This is a genomic window from Caulobacter sp. ALps2 (assembly GCF_058681635.1).
This window is the reverse complement of the sequence record NZ_CM178743.1, coordinates 2,083,425-2,103,081: the sequence shown is the minus strand read 5'-3', so window position 1 is coordinate 2,103,081 and position 19,657 is coordinate 2,083,425. Positions and strand designations below refer to the sequence as shown.

The window sequence follows — 19,657 nt, the reverse complement described above, 5'->3', positions numbered from 1 at the left end:
CGCCTACGGAGCCGCCCCGATATAGCCCAGGCCCGCCGCGCGGTGGATGGCCTGGGCTCTGCCGGCCACCCGCAGCTTCAGCGCCGCGTTCTGGACGTGGAACCGCACGGTCGGTCCCGAGATCCCGATGATCTGGGCGATATCGGCGTCGGTCTTGCCGGCCGCCGCCCACTTCAGGCACTGGATCTCGCGCTTGGTCAGCCGCACGGGCGGGGCGTCGTCGCCCAGGCCGTCGCGATAGGCGCAGACCAGCCGCAGCGCCGCGCCATGCAGTTCGTCGGTCCGCGCCTCGTATAGCGCCGGCAGGTCCGCGACGGGCTCCGACGAAGCCCACACCACCGCCCCGATGACGCCGCCGGTCAGATAGGTTGGGGCGATGATCGCCGCCTGGACGCCGAACGCCAGGGCGGCCTCGGCCACCTCGATCGCCTCCAGCCGGGGCAGCGGTCGCCAGCTGGAAAACCGGCCCTCGTGGAAAAAGAACGGCTCGGCCGTGTAGCGCGCGGCCAGGATGAACGGCGCCCGCAGGGCGAAGGCCCGGTCGCGCCAGTAGCGCAGCGAGCTGTCCAGCCACTCGAAAGTCGTCTCGGCCAGCGGCTTGCCGTCGGCGCCCAGCATCGGCTCGGGACTGGAGATGTCGGCGCTGGCGGCGACGTAGGGCAGGCCGATCTCGCGGCCCAGGTCGCGGACTCGCTCGGCCAGGGCCGTGACCCGCCCGAGACGCTCGCCGTCGTCCACCATCTGGTCGGCCTTCCCTATCGGTTCCGATAGCTTGCGCGCCGCCCTCCCCGTTTCGCAAGTTTCCCTGACGACGCCCAGCGAGGCGATGCCGACGGAAGGATGCGCGGGTGGATCTGGAGCTGTCGACCGACGACCTGGCCTTTCGTGACGAGGTCCGCGCGTTCCTCGACGCCAAGCTGACGCCCGAACTTCGGGAAGCGGGCCGGCGGATGACGTCGGTCTTCTGCGACAAGGTCCACAGCCTGGCCTGGCAACGCATCCTGCACGCTCGGGGCTGGGCCGCGCCCAGCTGGCCGGTGGAGTATGGCGGTCCCGGCTGGAGCGAGATCCAGCGCCACGTCTTCCAGGCCGAGTGCGCCCGCGCCGGGGCGCCGAACCTGGCGCCGATGGGCCCGCGGATGGTCGCGCCAGCGATCATGGCGTTCGGTACGCCCGTGCAGAAGGCCCGCTACCTGCCGCGTATCCTGTCGGGCGAGGACTACTGGTGCCAGGGCTATTCCGAGCCGGGCTCGGGCTCGGACCTCGCCAGTCTCCAGATGCGCGCCACGCCAGATGGCGACGATTACGTCCTGAACGGCTCCAAGATCTGGACCACCCACGCCCACTGGGCGACCCACATGTTCTGCCTGGTCCGCACCTCGACCGAGGGCAAGCCGCAGGCCGGCATCACCTTCCTGCTGGTCGAGATGGACCGCCCGGGCGTCCGCGTCGACCCGATCGTCACCCTGGCCGGCGAGCACGAGGTCAACCAGGTGTTCTTCGACGATGTCCGCACGCCCCGGGCCGACCGGTTGGGCGCGGAGAACCAGGGCTGGACCGTCGCCAAGCACCTGCTGGAATTCGAGCGCGGCGGCGGCTATGCGGCCGGCCTGCACGCGGGCCTCGAACGCCTGCGGAGCCTGGCCGACGCCGAAGACCTGCTGGACGACCCGCACTACCGCCGCCGCCTGGCCGCGGCCGAGATCGACGCCCTGGCCATCGACATGACCGAGCGCCGCGTGCTGAGCGCCCTGGCCACCGGCGGCAAACCGGGTCCCGCCTCCTCGATCCTGAAGACCCAAGGCTCGGAGCTATTGCAGCGTGTGGACGAACTGGGCGTCGACGCCCTCGCGACCTATATCGCCCCACACCAGCCCAGGGCCCGCGAGGCCGGCTCCAACGAGACCCCTGTCGGTCCCGAGCACGGCCTGACGACCATGGCCCGCTACCTAAACAATCGCGCCGCCTCGATCTATGGCGGCTCCAACGAGATTCAGCGCGACATCATCGCCAAGTTGGTCCTGGGCCTATAGCCGAGGGTTGTAACGGCGCCTCACCTATCGATTCCGATAGCTTGTTACGCGAGAGGCCCAACCGCACGCTCCCGTTCAGAGCCACGCCCAATGCAGGCATGGCCGCAAGGGAGGTAAGACGGATGCCAGGACCCACGCGCCTGACCATGAGCGTGTCGGCGCTCGCCCTGCTGATGGCGGTCCCCGCCATGGCCCAGAATACTGGGGCCCAGACCACGCCGCGGAAGCCGGAAGAGAGCCTGACGATCGACACCCTGGTGGTCACGGCCCAGCGCCGCGAGGAGACCGCCAACAGCGTCGGCATGCCGATCCAGGCCTTCAGCGGCGAGGCCCTGCAGCAGTTGCGGGTCACCGATCCCAAGGACCTGACCACCGTCGCCCCCAGCTTCACGGTCAGCCAAAGCTACCAGGGCGTGCCGACCTATACGCTGCGCGGCATCGGCTTCAACACCATCAACCTGTCGGCCACCTCGACCGTCGGCACCTATTGGGACGAGGTCGCCTACGCCTATCCGTTCATGAACACCGGACCGGTGTTCGACCTGGAGCGGGTCGAGGTGCTCAAAGGGCCGCAAGGCACCCTCTACGGCCGCAACACCACGGCCGGCCTGATCGACTTCGTGACCAACAAGCCCACCGAAGAGTTCGAGGGTTCGCTGACCGCCGAGGCCGGCAACTACAAGACCTACAATCTCGAGGGCTATGTCAGCGGCGCCTTCGGTCCGCGCGTCCAAGGCCGCGCGGCCTTCCGCAGCGAGACCAGCGACAAGGGCTGGCAGGTCAGCAACAGCCGTGGGGAACGCCTGGGCAAGGTCCGCCGCGACGGCTGGCGCCTGTCCCTGGCCATGCAGCCGACCGATACGGTCGAGGTCGAGGCCTCGTACTCCGGTTGGCGCAACACGTCCGACACGGTGGCCGCCCAGGGCGTCGGATTCACGCCGGCGACCGCCGCCAGCCCGTTCAACGCGCCGGGCCTGGTCAGCTACATCGCCGCGAACAAGCCGACCAAGGCCAGCCAGGCCGACTGGGCGCCGCTCAGCACCCGCGGCGCCGATATCGGCGTCGGCCTGGGCATCAAGGATCCCCTGCGCGAGAACGACCAGTTCCACGCCGGCAAGCTCAAGGTCTCGTGGGACGTGGCCGACAAGGCTCGCCTGGTCTCGCTGACCAGCTTCAACCGCCTGGAGCGAAAGGCGGTCTTCGACTGGAGCGGCGCACCCTATGAGATCCTCATCCAGAAGGCCCACGGCGACATCAAGTCGTTCGCCGAGGAGCTGCACCTGGAGGGCGTCACCGACCAGGGCTCGTGGCTGGTCGGCGGCTACATCGCCCGCGACAAAATCTATGACAGCAACCGCACCCTGCTGGGCCAGAACGCCAATGTCGGCACGATCCGCTATGTCGGCTCGACCCTCTTGGCCACGCCGTTCAACAGCTTCGGCTACACGCCCCTGCAGATGAGCCAGGCGTTCCGCACCTATGAGGACGTCGGCAATATCGAGACCAAGACCTGGAGCCTCTTCGCCAACGCCGACCACCGCCTGACCGACACGCTGAAGCTGACGCTGGGCGTCCGCTACAGCCAGGACCGCCAAGACTATGTCGGCTGTTCGCGAGACGCCGGCGGCTCGATGCTGGTCAATGTCAACGTCGTCAACCGGGCGCTGTTCGCCGCCGCCTACGGCCTGGTCGCCCCGATCACCCAGGGCGGCTGCAACACCTTCGACCCGGCCACCAAGAGCTTCGGCTTCGTGAAGTCCAAGCTGGACGAGGACAACATCGCCTGGCGCGCGGCGCTGGACTGGCAGGCCGCCGAGGACGTGCTGGTCTACGGCTCGATCTCGCGCGGGGCCAAGGCCGGGGCGACGCCGATCAACGCCGCCAACATCTCGACCCAGAATGCGCCGGCGACGCAGGAACTGCTGACCGCCTACGAGGTGGGGGTGAAGGCCGGACTGTTGGACCGCCGGGTCCAGGCCAATCTCAGCGCCTTCTATTACGACTACACCGACAAGCAGCTGTCGGTGTACTTCGCCGACCCGATCTATACGGCCCTGTCGCGCTTGGCCAATGTCCCGAACGGCGAAGCCTATGGCGTCGACGGCGACATCACCTGGCGCGCCAGCCGCTCGCTGACCCTGATCGCCTCGGCGACGCTGCTGCATACCGAGGTGAAGGGCTATACCGGCATCAACGCCGCCGGGCGGTCGCAGAGCTTCGATGGTCGGCCGTTCCTGTACAGCCCCAAGTTCCAGGGCGGGCTGACGGCGTTGTTCAAGCAGCCGGTCGGCGACAGCCTGGAGCTGAACGCGGCTCTGAACGGCCGCTGGCAGGACAAGTCCTATGCCGACCTGGAGGGCAATCCGCTGTTCGTGATCGACGGCTACGGCATGCTGAACGCCAGCATCGGCATCGGCGCGCCGGACAAGGGCTGGGACCTGTCGATCTGGGGCCGCAACATCACCAACGAGTATTATTGGAGCGCCGTCAGCAGCAACGCCAATGTGGTGGTCCGTTTCCCCGGCAAACCCACGACCTATGGCGCGTCGCTCACCTGGAAGTTCTGAGCACCTTCCTATCTCGGTTACCTGTGGAGCGCGGCGGTCCCCGTCGCGCTCCTTCTTTACGTCCGAGTCCGCGGCAGGATCTTCGAGCGGGCCTCCAGGCCCAGCAGCGCGAACAGCACCACGAAGGCGAAGACCAGCAGCAGCAGCGACAGGCGATGCGCCTCGCCCCACTCCAGCCCCTCGACCAGGCGGTAGATCTCGGTCGACAACACCGTGGTCTCGCCCGGGATATTGCCGCCCAGCATCATCACCACCCCGAACTCGCCGACCGTGTGGGCGAAGGTCAGGATGGCGGCGGCGACATATCCTGGCAGGGCCAGAGGCAGGGCCACCCGCCAGAAGCTCTGCCAGCGCGAGGCGCCCAGGCAGGACGCCGCCTCCAGCGGCTCGTCGCCGATGGCCAGGAAGGCGTTGCGCAGCGGCTGCACGGCGAACGGCAGGGAGTAGATCAGCGAGCCGATGACGAGGCCCTCGAACGTGAAGGCCAGGGTCCGGACACCAAACGGCTGCAAGAGCGCCATCAGCGGGCTGTTTGGCCCCAGGGCGATCAGCAGATAGAAGCCCAGCACCGTCGGCGGCAACACGATCGGCAGGGCGACCAGGGCCGTCACCGGCGTACGCAGGCTCGAGCGGCCCCGCGCCAGCCACCAGGACAGAGGCGTGGCCAGGACCAGCAGCAAGATCGTCGTGACCCCCGCCAGCTTGCCCGTCAGCCACAGAACCTCGGCCATGCCTAGCGGACCTCGTAGCCGTATCGCTTGATGATCGCCTTGGCCTCGCCGCTTTTCAGGAACGTCAGGAAAGCCTTGGCCGCCTCGCTGTCGGCGCCGGTCTTCAGCAGCACCGCCTGCTGGTCGATCGGGCCATGGTCGGCGGCCGGCACGACCCAGCGCGAGCCGCCCCGCTCTGTGATCACCTGCGACAGCGCCACGAAACCCAGCTCGGCCGCGCCGGTCTGGACGTACTGGAAGGCTTGGGTGATCGACGAACCCTGGACGATCTTCGGCTTCAGGGCGTCGTACAGCTTCAGCTTGGTCAGGGTCTCGACCGCCGCCTGGCCGTAGGGCGCGGCCTTGGGGTCGGCGATCGACAGCTTCTCGAACTTGCCCTTGGAGAGCACCGCGCCCCCCTTGGTATTTGGGCCGTCCACCAGGCCCGGGGTCTTGCTGTAGAGCACCAGTCGCCCGGTGGCGTAGGTGAAGCGCGAACCCGGCACGGACAGGCCCTCGGCCTCGGCCTTCCGCGGCCGCTCGGCGTCGGCCGACAGGAACACCTCGTACGGCGCGCCATTGGCGATCTGGGTATAGAACTGGCCCGACGAGCCGAAGCTCAAGCGCGCGTCATGACCGGTCTTGACCTTGAACCTGGCCGCGATCTCCTTCGCCGCCTCGGTGAAGTTCGCCGCCACGGCCACCTTGGTCTCGCCGGCGAAGGCGGTCCCCCCCCAGCGCCATGGACAGCAACGCGGCGATCAGCATCGGACGACGGGCGATCATCTGGTAGTCCTGGCAGGCGGTTATGCAGTTGGACTACATAACGACGAAATCGAAGGTCGACCAGTGAGCAGCGAAACGGACTTCAGCGCGTCCCTGATCCTCAAGCGCGGCGGCTTGGCGCGCGTGGGCCTCGAACGCATCGCCCTGCTGGAAGCCGTCGCCCGCCTGGGCTCGATCAGCGCCGCCGCCAAGCAAGCCGGCCTCTCGTACAAGGGCGCCTGGGACGGGGTGCAGGCCCTGAACAACCTGTTCGACGCGCCCCTGGTCAGCGCCGCGCCGGGCGGCAAGAGCGGTGGCGCGGCGCGGGTCACGCCGCGAGGGCAGGCGGTGATCCGCGCCTTCCGCGCCGCCGAGCGCGAGGTCGCGGCGGCCTTTTCGCGGCTGGAGGCCGATCTGTCCGGCGACGCAGAACTGCTGTGGAGCCTGGGCCTGCGCACCAGCGCCCGCAACGCTCTGCGTGGTGTGGTCTCAGGCGTAGAGGGCGACGGCGTCACGACCATGGTGACCCTGTCGCTGGGCGAAGGCCTTGCCCTCCGCGCCTCGATCACCCGCCGCAGCGCCGAGGATCTGGACCTCACCGTCGAGCGCCCGGCCATCGCCCTGATCAAATCCAGCTTTGTACGGATCAACGAAGGCGAAGGCGACAATCGCCTCTCCGGCGAGATCGTCGACCGCGAGGCCGGCGAGATCTCGGCCGAGCTCACGATCGCCTTGGCGGCGGGCAAGAGCCTGGTGGCGACGCTGAAGCCGAGCGACAGCGCCTGGGCCTTGCCGGTCGGCGCGAAGGTCGAGGCGCGGATCGCGGCGTCCGACGTGATCCTGGCGGTGGACTAGGTCTTCAGCGCCGCGTTCGCGCCATCGACGAACTTGCGTAGCAGACGCGCGAGGTCCTTGAGTTCCTGGTCGCTCCACTGGGCCATCATCGGGCCGACCAGGCGCTGGCGGGCCGCGTCGAGCCTGTCGACCAGATCCTGGCCCTTCTCCGTCACCACCGCCTCGCGGACGCGCTTGTCGGCCGCGCCGGGGCGACGCTCGACCAGACCCAGGCTCTCCAGCTTGGCGACCTGGCGGCTGACCACCGAGTGATCACGGCCGGCCAGGTCGGCCAGCTCGACCACGCCTATGGGCCCCTTTCGTCCGATGCGCCCCAGCAAAGGAAACAGCGCCCGGTCCAGCGACACCCCCGCTTCACGCAGCAGCATGTCGTCGGCCTGGGACCGGTTCAGAAAGCCGGCGAGGTCCATCATCGCCGTATGAATGTCGCGGAGCTCAGGGTTCATCCGTGCATTTTGCACGTTTCTTATTGACGTCGTCCAGCCTCAAGTTTATGTGCTTTTTGCACGTAATTGTGTGCATAAGGCACGCGAAAGGAGATGCGGATGACCCTCCCCCAATCCACGTCCGAAACGACCGACATCCTGATCGCCGGCGCGGGTCCCGCCGGCCTGACCCTGGCCATCGACCTGGCTCGCCGGGGCGTGGCTTTCCGCCTGATCGACAAGGCGCGATGCCCGTTCCAGGGCTCGCGCGGCAAGGGGATCCAGCCCCGTAGCCTGGAAGTGTTCGAAGACCTGGACGTCCTGGAGCCGATGCTGGCCACGGGCGGCCCCTATCCGCCGGTGCGGACCTACGCTCCGGACGGCGGCTTCGAGGAGACGGCGATCGGCGAAGGCGCGACGCCGTCTCCGGCCGAACCCTACGCCACGCCGTTGATGCTGCCGCAGTTCCTGACCGAGACCATCCTGCGCCAGCGCCTGGCCGAGTTGGGTTATGCGCCGGAATATGCCGCCGAACTGACGGGGATCGACCAGGACGCGGAGGGTGTGGACGCCAACCTGGCCGACGGCCGTATGATCCGCGCCCGCTGGCTGGTCGGGACCGACGGCGGTCGTAGCTTCGTGCGCCGTGCGTTGGACATCGGCTTCCCTGGCAAGACGATGCCGGGCCAAGCCATGGTCGCCGACACAAAGCTGACGGGCCTATCCCGCGACGCCTGGCACGTGTTCGGATCCCGAGAGACGGCCCAGGTCTCGTTCTGCCCGCTGGCCGGGACCGACCTCTTCCAGATTCAGGGTCACGCGCCGCGGGCTGGCGAGACGGGCTTGACCGTCGAAGGCCTCAACGGCTTGATCCGTGAACGGACGGGTCGCGACGACATCGTGGTCCACGACGTGTTCTGGGCCTCGGTCTATGGCCTCAACGCCCGCCTCGCCGACCGCTACCGGGTCGGGCGCGTGTTGCTGGCGGGCGACGCGGCCCACATTCACCCCCCGACCGGCGGCCAGGGCCTGAACACCAGCATCCAGGACGCCTACAACCTCGGCTGGAAACTGGCCGCCGTGCTGAACGGCGCGCCGGAAGGTTTGATTGATAGTTATGAGGCCGAGCGCCGTCCGATCGCCGCCGGCGTGCTGGGCCTCTCCACCGACCTGCTGGCCAAGGCGATGACCCGCGAAGGCATGAAGCGCGGCCGCGAGGCCCGGCAGTTGGATCTCGGCTACCAGGACTCCCCCCTGTCGCTGGACCTGGGCGTTGCGGCCAAGATCGCGCCAGGCGACCGCGCGCCGGACGCGCCATGCCACGACCGCGACGGCCAGCCGGTCCGGGTGTTCGACCTGCTGCGCGGCCCGCGCTGGACCGTGCTGGGCGCCACGACCCTCGCGTCCCGTCCGGGCCTCATCGTCGCGGATCCCGTCGACACGGACGGCTGGTTCGCCGACGCCTACGGCTTGCCGCGCGGCGGCTTCGCGCTGGTCCGGCCGGACGGTCATGTCGCCACGGTCGGCCGGACCGGCGATGAGGCGGCTGTCGAAGCCTATCTGGCCGAGGTCGGTTGCTAGACGACAAAATGCTCCAGGCTTTTGATTTAGAGCCCTTTCTATCCGACTGATCGTTTCGATCAGGTCGGAAAGCGCTCTAGGCCAGCGCCTTGAGGCCGGCGCGCAGGGCGTTCCCGCCGCCATCAAGGTCTTCGTCGAGCTGGCCGTGCTCGCGCGTCCAGATCGGCATCGCCTGGGCCAGCACCGCCCGGCCGGCTTCGGTCAGGCTGAGCACTCGAGCGCGGCGGTCCTTGGGGTCGGGGGCGATGATCAACAGGCCGCGTCGCAACAGCGGTTTCAGCGCCGCCGTCAGGGTGGTGCGGTCCATGGCCAGGAGGTTCGCCACCCCGCCCATCCCCGCCGGCTCGGGCCGGTTCAGCGACATCAGGAGCGAGAACTGGCCGTTGGTCAGCCCCACCGGCCGCAGGGCTTCGTCGAAGCGACGGGCCAGGGCGCGGGCGGCGCGCTGGATGTGCAGGCACAGGCAAGTGTCGCGGACGTGGATCGTGGTTTCGAAGGGAATCACGGCCGGCTTTGACATGCTGAATTTATGTTGATATCAACGTTATTAGTCAAGCCAAAACCGTTCAGTTCGCGGAGGATGTGATGTCGCACGCCCCTGAAAAGCACGCGGTCGTGTCCCGCGAAGACTGGCTGGAGGCGCGTCGCGCCCTGCTGGCCAAGGAGAAGGCTCACACCCGCGCGCTGGACGCCCTGAACGCCGAGCGCCTGGCCCTACCTTGGGTCAAGCTGGACAAGGACTATGTCTTCGACACCGAGACGGGGAAGAAGACCTTGGCCCAGCTGTTCGACGGCCGCGGCCAGCTGATGGTCTACCACTTCATGTTCGGGCCGGAATGGGAGGCGGGCTGTCCCGGCTGCTCGTTCCTGGCCGATCACCTGGACGGGACCCTGCCGCACCTCAACAATCACGACGTCACGCTGGTCGCCGCCTCGCGCGCGCCGCTGGACAAGATCGCCGCCTACAAGCGCCGCATGGGCTGGCGGTTTCCGTGGGTGTCGGCGTTCGAGAGCGACTTCAACCACGACTTCCGCGTCTCGTTCACGCCAGAGGCGCTGGCCGGCGAGACGGTGAATTACGGCTATGTCGACATCCCCGTCGCCCAGGCCAATGACGAGCTGCCGGGTCTGTCGGCCTTCTATCGCGACGAGATCGGCCAGGTGTTCCACACCTATTCGACCTATGCCCGCGGGGCCGAGGACCTGCTCAGCACGATGATGATCCTCGACCGCGCCCCGCTGGGCCGCAACGAGGAGGGCGACATGGACTTTATCCGTCGCCACGACGAGTACGAGACCGCGCCTAAAGCCGGCTGCTGCAGCGCCGCCTGATGATCCGATCCTGGAGCGCCTTCGTCGAGGCGCTGTCGCCCTTGAAGGAGCCCCCGATGGCCAACGACTTCTGCTGGTTCGAGCTGGTCACCACCGACGCCAAGGCGGCCGGGGACTTCTACAAGGCCGTCATCGGCTGGACGACCGAGATGTCGTCGGGACCGGCGGGTCCGTACACGATCTTCAAGGCGCCCAATGGGGCTTCGAACGATATCCATGTCGGCGGCATGCTGGAGATGCGGGGCATGACGCCCGGCTGGCTGGGCTATATCGCGGTCGACGACGTGGACGCGTTCGCCAAGAAGGTCGAAGCCGCCGGCGGCCAGGTCCACAAGGCTCCGCAGGACATCCCCGACGTCGGCCGCTTCGCCGTGGTCGCCGATCCGCAGGGCGCGATGTTCGTGCTGTTCAAGGACACCTCGGCCAGCCCGCCGCCACGCCCCGCGCCGATGTCGCCCGGCTCGCTGGGCTGGGCCGAGCTGCACGCCGCCGACTGGGAAAAGGCCTTCGACGTCTATTCGGGCCTGTTCGGATGGAAGAAGCACGACGCCGTGGATATGGGCGAGATGGGCGTCTACCAGACTGTCGGCCTCGACCAGGCGTTCGCCGGCCTGTTCACCGATCCCGACCTGACTTCGGGCCCCTACTGGCTCTATTACTTCAGCGTCGACGGCGTGGACTCCGCCGTCGAGCGGGTGAAGGCCAACGGCGGCGAGATTCTGATCGGCCCGATGGAGGTCCCCGGCGGCGCCTTCGTGGTCAACGCCAAGGATCCGCAAGGCGGCTCCTTTGCCTTCTCGGGCATGCGCGGCTAGCGGCGGCGCGACCGCCATTGATCGACCGTCTGCCCCCAGAGCTCGACCTTGCTGGCTTCGTGAGGCGGCGGCAGCTTGCCCGGTCCGCGATTGGTCGCGCCCAGGCGGATGGCGACCTGCCGCGAGGGGACGTTCTCGGGGTCGATGCAGTGGATGATGTCGGTCCAGCCCAGGCGGTCGAAGGCCCAGTCCATGGTCGCCGTCGCGGCCTCGACCGCATAGCCTCGCCCTTGCGCCGACGGCAACAGGCCCCAGCCGATCTCGTCCCCCGGCCAGCCGTCGGGCCGCCAGGGACCGATGCGGCCGATCCAGGCCCCGCTGGACTTCTCGATCACCGAGAACATGCCGAAACCGTGCAGGGCCCAGGATCCGGCCATCGAGGCCATGCCTCGCCAGACCAGGGCGCGCGGCTGGACGCCACCGATGAAGCGGGCGGCCTCGGGGTCGGCCATCAGGGTCGCCCAGGCGTCCAGATCGACATCGGCCGGCGGCCGCAGGATCAGGCGTTCGGTCTCCAGCGTGGGTCCGGGCGCGACGGCCATGCTTTCCGCTCCCTAGTCGACGCACTCGGCCAGGCCCGTGCGGCGCACCGCCCCCGAGGCCTTGCCGATCTTCTTGCTGCGCTTGGCGACGTACTTGCCCGGCTTGATCACCTTCCACTTCAGGGGGCTGGGCAGGATGGCCGCCAGGCGCGAGGCCTGGGCCTGGCTCAGGGCGTCGGCCCCGACGCCGAAATAACGCTGGGCGGCGGCCTCGGCGCCATAGATGCCCGAGCCGTATTCGATGGAGTTCAGATAGACCTCCATGATCCGCTTCTTGCCCCAAAAGGTCTCGATCAGCACCGTGAACCAGGCCTCAAGCCCCTTGCGGACATAGGAGCGCCCCGGCCACAGGAAGACGTTCTTGGCCGTCTGCTGACTGATCGTCGAGCCGCCGCGGATCTTCTTGCCGGCCTCGTTGTTGGCATAGGCCTTCTGCAGGGCGTTGAAGTCGAAGCCGTGGTGCTCGCAGAACCGGGCGTCCTCGGCCGCGATCAGGGCGCGCGGCAGGGTTGGCGCGACCTTGTCAATGGAGCGCCAGCGATGGTCCAGGCCCCGCCCCTCCACCGCCCGGATCACCATCAGCGGCGTCACCGGCGGCGGGATGAAACGATAGAGGATCACCGTCACCACCGGCCCGGCCACCAGCACGATGAACAGAGCCAGCGCGATATTCCGCAGAAGCCGCCGCACGAATGAGTCCCCGAAATCCTAGTTGTCTTTACCCGACGGACGGATGCTAACCAGACGCAGCGCCGCTGTCGCGATGCATAAATGCACAGGGTTTAAGGGAGCCTTCGATGGACGTGATCGACGCCGTCAACCGCCGCATGTCGGTGCGCGCCTTCAAGCCCGATCCGGTCGACGCCGCCCTGGTCCGCGAGCTGCTGGAAGCCGCCGCCCGCGCCCCGTCCGGCGGGAACCTTCAGCCCTGGCGCGTGCAAGTCGTGGCCGGCGAGCCGTTGGAAAAACTGAAGGCGACCATGCTGGCCCGCGTCGCCGCGCCCGATCCCACCGAGTACGACGTCTATCCGGCCAACCTGTGGGAGCCGCTGCGCAGCCGCCGCTTCCAGGTGGGCGAGGACCTGTACGGCGCGCTGGGCATTCCTCGCGAGGACAAGATCGCGCGCCTGCGGTGGTTTTCCACCAACGGCCAGGGCTTCGGGGCGCCGGTGCAGCTGTTCTTCTCGATCGATCGCCGCTGCGGCCCGCCGCAGTGGAGCGACGTCGGCATGCTGATGCAGACCTTCATGCTGCTGGCGATCGAGCGCGGCCTGGACACCTGCCCGCAGGAGTTCTGGTCGCACTACAACAAGATCGTCGACGACCATGTCGGCCTGCCCGAGGGGCACATGCTGTTTTCCGGCATGGCTCTCGGCTATCGCGACGAGGCCGCGCCGGTGAACAACTTCCGCTCGCAGCGCGCGCCATTCGACGAGTGGGGGGAGTTGAAGGGCTTCTAGCCGGCGAACTCGCGCGGGCCGCTGATGTCCGGGATCGCGATGACGCCGGCCTCGCCGCTTTCGTCGCCCCAGGCCAGCCATTTGCCGTCGGCGCTGGTCGACAGGGCGCTGATCGCGGCGCCCTTTTCGGCCTTCACCGTCTCGATGCGGCCGTTGCGCATGTGCGCGGCCCAGATCTTGCCGTTGTCCTGGGCGGCGAAGCACACCGGATGGGCGTCGATCCCGGCCACGCGGACGACCATCGAATCACGGGAGAAGCCGATCTCGGCGGCTTCCTTGCCCATCGGGCCATTGGCGCCGGCGAACGGCCAGATCACCGCGCCCGAGGCGCCAGCCGTGGCCAGCAGGGCGCCCTTGTCGAAGAAGGCCACGCTCTTGATCTTGGACGGGTAGCCGCCCATCCGCATGTCCTTGCCGTCCGACAGGCGCCAGCCGTGCAGCTGGTTCTCCTGCATCGACGAGATCAGGAACTTGCCGTCCGGGCTGAAGGTCGCGGCGATGTGACTGCCGGCCCACTTGAGCAGGCTGGGCTTCTGGTCGGCGATGCGGGCGTACCAGAGATAGGCCCCGCCGTAGGTGGCGCTGGCCAGGCGGCGGCCCTTGGGCTCGAAGGCCAGGCCCGACACCGTCTTCTCGTGGGCGAAGGTCCGGACGAAGGCCGGGTCCGCGGCGTCGCGGACATGGACCTCCTTGCCGGCGGTGAAGGCGATCAGGCCCGAGGCGGCGCTGGTCGCCACATGCTCGATCCATTTGTTCTTCACCTCGGCGACGAGCGTGGCGACCACCTCGCTCTTGTCGATTCGGCTCCAGACGACCCTGCCGTCGTCGCCGCCGGTGACGATGCCGACACCGCTGGGATGCACCGCGGCGGCCAGAACGGCGCCGTCATGGGCCTCGACCGTGACGAATCCCTCCTCGGTCTGGAGGCGGACGGTGCCGTCGCCCAGGGCGAACATGGCGCGGCCGGAGCGGTCGAACAGGGCGTCGGTGACGAAGGCGTCGAAAGAAAAGATCATGCGCGGCAGATAAGGCAGGAGGGCCGCGACGGCCAGACTCTTTCAGAAAGCCCGCCCGGCTGGTGTGTTTCGCGTCGCGCGCGAACCCGTGCGCGACAAGGCGCCTGTTCGAACGGCGTTCGGCAAAAAAGACTCGAAAAGGGGTTGCCATCGCGGCGCGTCGTCGGGCTTTACTTCCGCGCCCGTCTGCGCCAGACGTGGCTAGGTAACGACATTTCAGGCGCGCCCCGAGCGGCGCGACCTTCTGGGAGACAGTCAGGCTATGGCGGCTAAACTTGCTGGCGGCGGCGGTGGCCGTTATTCGCTGGGCCAGAATTCCGAAATCAACGTCACGCCCTTCGTGGACATCCTGCTGGTTCTGCTGATCATCTTCATGGTCGCCGTTCCCATGGCCGTGACCTCCATCAAGATCGATCTGCCGCCGGCCTCGCCGCCGCCGCCGAACGCTCCGAAGCCGAAGGAACCGGTCTTCATCTCGATCCAAAAGTCGGGCGCGATCTTCATCGCCGAGAAGCAGACCAGCCTCGACAACCTCGAGGGTGACCTGAACGCCAAGTTCGCCGCGACCGGCCAAGCCGGCCCGAAGGACGATCAACGCGTCATGATCCGCGCCGACGCCGACGTCCTGTACGCCGACTTCATGGGCGTGCTGAACCAACTGCAGACCGCGGGCTGGTTCAAGGTCGGCCTGATCAACGAAGACCTGCACTAAGGTCCTCGGCGACAGCCAAGAACACGAAAGCCCCGGAACGAAAGTTCCGGGGCTTTTTGTTTGTCTGGAGTTTTCCTTCTCCCCTTGCGGGAGGAGGTGTCGACACAGTCGACGGATGAGGGGTCGCGCAAACGGAAACGCCGCGACGGCGGTAAGGCCAGTCGCGGCGGATATTGTCCACAACCCCTCACCCGACCCGCTCCGCGGGCCACCCTCTCCCGCAAGGGGAGAGGGATACATTGGTGACTAAGCCGCCGTCGCCTCGAAGCCGGCGCGCAGTTCGGCTTCGTCCAGGTCGCGGCCGATGAACACCATGCGGCTGTAGCGCTTGTCCTGCTCGGTCCATTCGCGCTGGAAGTCGCCTTCCAGGATCATGTGCACCGCCTGGAAGACGAGACGCTTGTTCTCGCCCTTCACGTCGATGATGCCCTTGGCGCGCAGGATGTCGGGACCGCGCTTGGCCAGCAGGTCGTTGAGCCAGGCGGTGATCTTCTGGCCGTCGACCGGCTTGTCCAGGGTCAGGGAGACGCCCTTGACGCCATCGTCGTGGATCGCGCTGGCGTGGCCATGGTCGTGACCGTGATCATGGTGGTGATGGTCATGACCGCAGTGCTCATCGTGCACATGGTCGTGGTCATGATGGTGATGGTCGTGGCCGCAGTGCTCGTCATGCACGTGGCCGGCCTCGCCATGGGCCGGGTTCAGGAAGTGCGGCTCCAGCTCGGTGATCCGCTCCAGGTCGAAGCTGTGCTTGCCCAGGATGGCGTCCAGCGGAACGTTCGAGCGCTGGGCGCGGTGAATCGGGGCAAGCGGGTTGATGCGGCGGATGCGGGCCTCGACGTGGCGCAGGTCGTCTTCCGAAACGAGATCCGTCTTGTTCAGCACGATCTGGTCGGCGAAGGCGATCTGCTCGACGGCTTCCTTGCTGTCGCCCAGGCGCAGCATGATGTGCTTGGCGTCGACCACGGCGGTGACCGAATCGAGGGCCGTGCGGGCCTTGACGTCGTCGTCGACGAAGAAGGTCTGGGCCACCGGGCCCGGATCGGCCAGGCCGGTCGTTTCCACGATGATGGCGTCGAAACCGCCCTTCCTCTTCATCAGGCCCTGCAGAACCCGGATCAGGTCGCCGCGCACCGTGCAGCAGACGCAGCCGTTGTTCATCTCGAACACTTCTTCATCCGCGCCGACCACCAGGTCGTTGTCGATGCCGACCTCGCCGAACTCGTTGACGATCACGGCGTAGCGCTTGCCGTGCTCCTCGGTGAGGATGCGGTTGAGCAGCGTGGTCTTGCCGGCGCCGAGATAGCCGGTCAGCACGGTGACGGGGATCTTGCCATTTCCAGCAAGGGGAGCAGCGGGAGAAGCTTGGGTCATGGGCGCTATTTAGGAGGCCAGGACGCCGAGCGAAAGCCGGTTCAGGTTTTGAAGAACGCCACGGCGACGCCGACCAGGATCAGGGCCGCGCCCAGGATGGTCTCCTCGTAGCGCTCGACCCACTGCAGCCCCAGGCGCTTGAAGCCCGCCAGCGACAGGCTGGTGAAGATCAGCATGCCGGCCGAGGTGGCGGCCATCAGCACCGCGCTCAGCACCACGAACGCCTGCCAGCCGTGCTGCATGCCAGCCAGATAATAGGGCAGGAACGCCTCGCAGGGCGACAGGGTCAGCAGGGTGACCAGGGCGACGATCGCCGCCCGGTCCGAGGCGTAGATCCGCCGGCCCGCTTCCGGGACCGCGTGGTTGTGCCGCCCGCGCGCTATATAGAAGAGTCCCACGGCGACCATCATCCCGCCGACCACCCAGTGGAACAGGCCGCCCAGCTTGGGCTCCAGCGCCAGGCCCGCGACCACCAGGCCAAGGCCCAGGGCGATGGTCAGGCCCACATGGCCCAGGCCCGCCAACAGGGTCACGCCCAGGGTGCGGCCGGTCGACCATTTCTGGGCCCGGCCGACCAGCACGAACGGCAGCCAATGCGTCGGCAGGGCCGCGTGCAGGAAGGCCACGGCGAAGCCCGTGGCGGCGATCGAGGCGAAGAAGGTCGAGTTCACGCATCGGCATATAGCGTGTTATAAAGTAACACACCAGGGGGTTCCGGCGATCTTGTCGCGTTTCCTTCGCAACGGCCGGGGAATCCTTGGGGACGGCGTTGACTCTCGGTCCCGCGGCTGTATAAGTCGCGCCCTCTTCGCCCGCCGGGTTTCCGAGCGGGCGATCCCTATTTTGCGAACGCACGTTTTTAAGGCGCTAACCTATGTACGCGGTGATCAAAACCGGCGGCAAGCAGTACCGGGTTCAAGCCGGCGACCTGCTGGTTGTCGAAAAGCTCGAAGGTGAACCCGGCGCTGCCGTGGCCTTCGGTGAAGTCCTGATGCTTGGCGAAGGCGAGGCCGTGACGGTCGGCGCCCCCACCGTGGACGGCGCTGTCGTCTCCGGGACCCTGCTCGAAACCCGCAAGGGCGAGAAGGTGAAGATCTTCAAGAAGATCCGTCGCCAGGGCTATCGCCGCACCCGCGGCCACCGCCAGTTCGAATCCGTCGTGCGCGTCACGTCGGTCGTCGGCGCTGGCCTGGAAGCCAAGTGGGAAGGCGCGATCGACCTGACCCCGAAGGTCATCCTGAACGCCCGCGCCCGTGGCCTCGGCGACGCCGCCGTTCCGGCGACGATCCCGACCGCTTCGGAAGCCGCTCCGGCCGCTCCGAAGAAGGCCGCCAAGGCTCCGAAGGCTGCTGACGCCGCCGTCGAGCCGGCCGCCGAAGCCGCCCCGAAGAAGAAGGCCGCCCCTAAGAAGGCCGCCGCCACCACGGAGGAAGGCGAAGCCTAAGGGCGACGCCTTCTTAAGGTAGGAGAGCAAGATGGCTCACAAGAAATCAGGCGGCTCGTCCAGCAACGGTCGCGACTCAGAGTCGAAGCGCCTTGGCGTGAAGAAGTTCGGCGGCGAGAAGGTTCTCGCCGGCAACATCCTCGTGCGTCAGCGCGGCACGAAGTTCTATCCGGGCACGAATGTCGGCATCGGCAAGGACCACACCCTCTTCGCGCTCGTCCAAGGCGCCGTGGGTTTCGTGACCAAGAAGCATAACCGTACGTACGTGACGGTGACTCCGGCCGCCCAACCGGCCGAGTAAGCACGAACCAGAGTTTCTTCGGATCGTGCTTCTGACTCAGAAGACGATCCGGACAGACGATCTCTAGCGGGGAGTCCGGAACGCCGGGCTCCCCGCTTTTGTTTTGTCTCGCCGCCAGCGGAAATCGGAAGCTGAAAACTTAGAGCTTCGCCATGGCGGCGTCACGGTCTCCAGCCAAGAGAGGCCGGAAACTCTGGGAGGCGCCGATGTGCGTCATCGAAGAAAGACCCGTCATCGACACCCAGCGGCTGACGCTGCGTGTCCCGGTCAAGGCCGACGTCGAGCGCGTGGCGGCATACTGCGCCGATCACGACGTCGCGCGCATGACCACGCGCATGCCCTGGCCCTATACCCGCGCCCATGCCGAGGACTTCATAGCTCGCTGCGGCGTGCAGGATCGCTCTCGCGACAACACCTTCGCCATCCATCTCGCTGACCAGGGCATGATCGGGACGCTGGGCATGTTCACCACCGCCGATGGCGAGATCGAGCTGGGTTACTGGATCGGCCGTCCCTACTGGGGTCGCGGCTACGCCACGGAAGCGACCCGGGCCGCGCTGGACTGGGCGCGAGGGCGCTGGAAGAAGCGCTACGTCACCGCCGGCCACTTCGCCGACAACGACGCCTCGGGCCGGGTGCTGGTCAAGGCCGGCTTCCTGTACACTGGCGTCGTCGAGCACAAGCCGTCGATCGCGCGCGGCGAACCGGCGGCGACGCGGATGATGGTCTGGCTGGCTTAATGCGATAGAGCGCCCTAAGCCGCCCGGTGCGTGTGGATCACCTTCTGCGGGCCTTCGCGGAAACGCTTTTCAGCCGTGGTGATCCGCTCGCACAGGGCGTCCAGATCGCTCAGCAGCGAATAGGTGGCGTAGATGGGGATCTCCATCAGCGCCACCTGCGCGCGCGGCATGAACTCGGTGTACTTTTTCCACGAGACATGGGCGTCGCGCGCGCTCATCGCGCGCTGGCCCAATGGATTCCACAGATCCAGGTCCATCAGTTCGTCGCGACACTGCTTCATGACCGGCAGGGCGATGTAGAGGAACAGGAACGTCGGGGTGGCGGCGCGGGCGAACTGCGGCTGCACCTGCAGGTGCCAGATGCGGTAGGCCTCGAAGAAGCCGGCCTTGCGGACCGGATCCGGCGGCAACCAGGTGGCTTGATCGTTGATCAGGTCGTTGGCGGCGCTGGACCGCTTGACCAGTTCGTCGGCGCTGGTGCCGGCGGGCATGGTCTTGGACAGGGCGGTGACCGGAATGGCCAGGCGCTTGGCGACCTCGGTGTAGGAAACCTGGCGACCGGCCATGGGCGTGAACTGGCCATACGACGGCGCGTTCGGCGCGCTGGCGCGCTTCTGGGCGGCCATCTGGTGCATGACCAGCTGTTCCTCGCGCTGCTTTTCGGCGCGCAGGCGATCGAATTCGATTTCGTGGGCGGCCTGTTCCTCGGCGGTCATCCACTTGGCGCGGCCGGGACCATAGGTGCGCTCGTAGCGATTCAGCAGGACCAGGCTGTGGTCCGCCGAAGGCTTGAGACCGACCTCGGCGACGAACGTCTTGAATTCGCGCCACTGCGGCGCGATGCCGGTGCCCCGCCCGATCAAGATGTTGCGGTGGACCGAGGCCTCGACGCTATACTTACGGTGAAGCTCCTGCGTCGACAAATCGCGCAGGTCCTTCATCAGTATCGCGTTGCTGTCTTCTACCGTAGCCAAGGTCAGCCTCC

At 67.4% G+C, this 19,657-nt stretch carries 21 protein-coding genes and 1 pseudogene; 11 read left to right on the top strand and 11 right to left on the bottom strand.

Annotated features, from left to right (window positions below):
* Positions 1-3: 3 nt before the first annotated feature.
* The gene (locus ACW173_RS10085) at positions 4-741 is read right to left on the bottom strand and encodes a helix-turn-helix transcriptional regulator (protein WP_492085047.1); all 738 of its coding nucleotides are present in this window, start codon (positions 739-741) and stop codon (positions 4-6) included.
* Positions 742-848: 107 nt separating this feature from the next.
* Between ACW173_RS10085 and ACW173_RS10080 the strand changes: the two genes are divergently transcribed.
* Positions 849-2,033: an acyl-CoA dehydrogenase family protein gene (locus ACW173_RS10080; protein ID WP_492085046.1), complete on the top strand. Its 1,185-nt coding sequence runs from the start codon at positions 849-851 to the stop codon at positions 2,031-2,033.
* Positions 2,034-2,155: 122 nt separating this feature from the next.
* Positions 2,156-4,600 (top strand): TonB-dependent receptor, encoded by a 2,445-nt coding sequence (locus tag ACW173_RS10075; RefSeq protein WP_492085044.1) that lies wholly within the window; start codon positions 2,156-2,158, stop codon positions 4,598-4,600.
* Positions 4,601-4,656: 56 nt separating this feature from the next.
* Here ACW173_RS10075 and modB read toward each other — a convergent pair whose 3' ends face one another.
* On the bottom strand, positions 4,657-5,331 hold the full coding sequence (gene modB, locus ACW173_RS10070; protein ID WP_492085042.1) for a molybdate ABC transporter permease subunit: 675 nt from the start codon (positions 5,329-5,331) through the stop codon (positions 4,657-4,659).
* A gap of 2 nt (positions 5,332-5,333) precedes the next feature.
* Positions 5,334-6,096, bottom strand: a pseudogene (gene modA, locus ACW173_RS10065) (molybdate ABC transporter substrate-binding protein).
* A gap of 63 nt (positions 6,097-6,159) precedes the next feature.
* Between modA and ACW173_RS10060 the strand changes: the two are divergent.
* Entirely contained in the window at positions 6,160-6,930 is a 771-nt protein-coding gene (locus tag ACW173_RS10060) for a TOBE domain-containing protein (protein ID WP_492085040.1), read from the top strand.
* Here the strand turns inward: ACW173_RS10060 and ACW173_RS10055 are convergent.
* A complete protein-coding gene (locus tag ACW173_RS10055; RefSeq protein WP_492085039.1) occupies positions 6,927-7,376 on the bottom strand; it encodes a MarR family winged helix-turn-helix transcriptional regulator in 450 nt (149 codons plus the stop codon). The two genes, ACW173_RS10060 and ACW173_RS10055, sit on opposite strands and share 4 nt — an antisense overlap.
* Positions 7,377-7,475: 99 nt before the next feature.
* On the opposite strand from ACW173_RS10055, the gene ACW173_RS10050 reads away from it, so the two are divergent.
* On the top strand, positions 7,476-8,936 hold the full coding sequence (locus ACW173_RS10050; protein WP_492085037.1) for an FAD-dependent oxidoreductase: 1,461 nt from the start codon (positions 7,476-7,478) through the stop codon (positions 8,934-8,936).
* A 76-nt stretch (positions 8,937-9,012) separates the two neighbouring features.
* On the opposite strand, the gene ACW173_RS10045 is transcribed toward ACW173_RS10050, so the two are convergent.
* Positions 9,013-9,441, bottom strand: a complete 429-nt coding sequence (locus ACW173_RS10045; protein WP_492085035.1) for a MarR family winged helix-turn-helix transcriptional regulator — start codon at positions 9,439-9,441, stop codon at positions 9,013-9,015.
* 80 nt (positions 9,442-9,521) lie between these two features.
* Between ACW173_RS10045 and ACW173_RS10040 the strand changes: the two genes are divergently transcribed.
* Entirely contained in the window at positions 9,522-10,268 is a 747-nt protein-coding gene (locus ACW173_RS10040; RefSeq protein WP_492085034.1) for a DUF899 domain-containing protein, read from the top strand.
* Complete coding sequence (locus tag ACW173_RS10035; protein ID WP_492085033.1) at positions 10,268-11,083, top strand: VOC family protein; 816 nt, start codon at positions 10,268-10,270, stop codon at positions 11,081-11,083. Before ACW173_RS10040 ends, ACW173_RS10035 begins: the two co-directional genes overlap by 1 nt.
* Here the strand turns inward: ACW173_RS10035 and ACW173_RS10030 are convergent.
* Together ACW173_RS10030 and mtgA are read right to left on the bottom strand one after the other, a co-directional pair.
* Positions 11,080-11,625 (bottom strand): GNAT family N-acetyltransferase, encoded by a 546-nt coding sequence (locus ACW173_RS10030; protein ID WP_492085032.1) that lies wholly within the window; start codon positions 11,623-11,625, stop codon positions 11,080-11,082. The genes ACW173_RS10035 and ACW173_RS10030 overlap by 4 nt on opposite strands.
* Before the next feature lie 12 nt (positions 11,626-11,637).
* The gene (gene mtgA, locus ACW173_RS10025) at positions 11,638-12,315 is read right to left on the bottom strand and encodes a monofunctional biosynthetic peptidoglycan transglycosylase (RefSeq protein ID WP_492085030.1); all 678 of its coding nucleotides are present in this window, start codon (positions 12,313-12,315) and stop codon (positions 11,638-11,640) included.
* 107 nt (positions 12,316-12,422) lie between these two features.
* Here mtgA and ACW173_RS10020 point away from each other — a divergent pair, with 107 nt between their 5' ends.
* Positions 12,423-13,085, top strand: a complete 663-nt coding sequence (locus ACW173_RS10020) for a nitroreductase (RefSeq protein ID WP_492085028.1) — start codon at positions 12,423-12,425, stop codon at positions 13,083-13,085.
* Here the strand turns inward: ACW173_RS10020 and ACW173_RS10015 are convergent.
* The gene (locus ACW173_RS10015) at positions 13,082-14,101 is read right to left on the bottom strand and encodes a WD40 repeat domain-containing protein (RefSeq protein WP_492085026.1); all 1,020 of its coding nucleotides are present in this window, start codon (positions 14,099-14,101) and stop codon (positions 13,082-13,084) included. The genes ACW173_RS10020 and ACW173_RS10015 overlap by 4 nt on opposite strands.
* 262 nt (positions 14,102-14,363) lie before the next feature.
* On the opposite strand from ACW173_RS10015, the gene ACW173_RS10010 reads away from it, so the two are divergent.
* Positions 14,364-14,813 carry a biopolymer transporter ExbD gene (locus ACW173_RS10010; protein WP_492085025.1) on the top strand — a complete coding sequence of 150 codons (450 nt, stop codon included), beginning with the start codon at positions 14,364-14,366 and terminating at the stop codon, positions 14,811-14,813.
* A 246-nt stretch (positions 14,814-15,059) separates the two neighbouring features.
* Here ACW173_RS10010 and ACW173_RS10005 read toward each other — a convergent pair whose 3' ends face one another.
* Both ACW173_RS10005 and ACW173_RS10000 read right to left on the bottom strand, forming a co-directional pair.
* The gene (locus ACW173_RS10005; RefSeq protein WP_492085024.1) at positions 15,060-16,187 is read right to left on the bottom strand and encodes a CobW family GTP-binding protein; all 1,128 of its coding nucleotides are present in this window, start codon (positions 16,185-16,187) and stop codon (positions 15,060-15,062) included.
* Between the two features lie 41 nt (positions 16,188-16,228).
* Positions 16,229-16,858 carry a hypothetical protein gene (locus tag ACW173_RS10000; protein ID WP_492085022.1) on the bottom strand — a complete coding sequence of 210 codons (630 nt, stop codon included), beginning with the start codon at positions 16,856-16,858 and terminating at the stop codon, positions 16,229-16,231.
* A gap of 203 nt (positions 16,859-17,061) precedes the next feature.
* On the opposite strand from ACW173_RS10000, the gene rplU reads away from it, so the two are divergent.
* The 3 genes from rplU to ACW173_RS09985 all read left to right on the top strand — a co-directional run bounded on the left by rplU (position 17,062) and on the right by ACW173_RS09985 (position 18,672).
* Positions 17,062-17,631, top strand: a complete 570-nt coding sequence (rplU, locus tag ACW173_RS09995) for a 50S ribosomal protein L21 (protein WP_492085020.1) — start codon at positions 17,062-17,064, stop codon at positions 17,629-17,631.
* 31 nt (positions 17,632-17,662) lie between these two features.
* Positions 17,663-17,932 carry a 50S ribosomal protein L27 gene (gene rpmA / locus ACW173_RS09990; RefSeq protein WP_096052697.1) on the top strand — a complete coding sequence of 90 codons (270 nt, stop codon included), beginning with the start codon at positions 17,663-17,665 and terminating at the stop codon, positions 17,930-17,932.
* 206 nt (positions 17,933-18,138) lie between these two features.
* Positions 18,139-18,672 (top strand): GNAT family N-acetyltransferase, encoded by a 534-nt coding sequence (locus ACW173_RS09985; RefSeq protein ID WP_492085018.1) that lies wholly within the window; start codon positions 18,139-18,141, stop codon positions 18,670-18,672.
* Positions 18,673-18,686: 14 nt separating this feature from the next.
* On the opposite strand, the gene ACW173_RS09980 is transcribed toward ACW173_RS09985, so the two are convergent.
* Positions 18,687-19,613 carry a hypothetical protein gene (locus ACW173_RS09980; protein WP_492085970.1) on the bottom strand — a complete coding sequence of 309 codons (927 nt, stop codon included), beginning with the start codon at positions 19,611-19,613 and terminating at the stop codon, positions 18,687-18,689.
* Positions 19,614-19,657 lie beyond the last annotated feature (44 nt).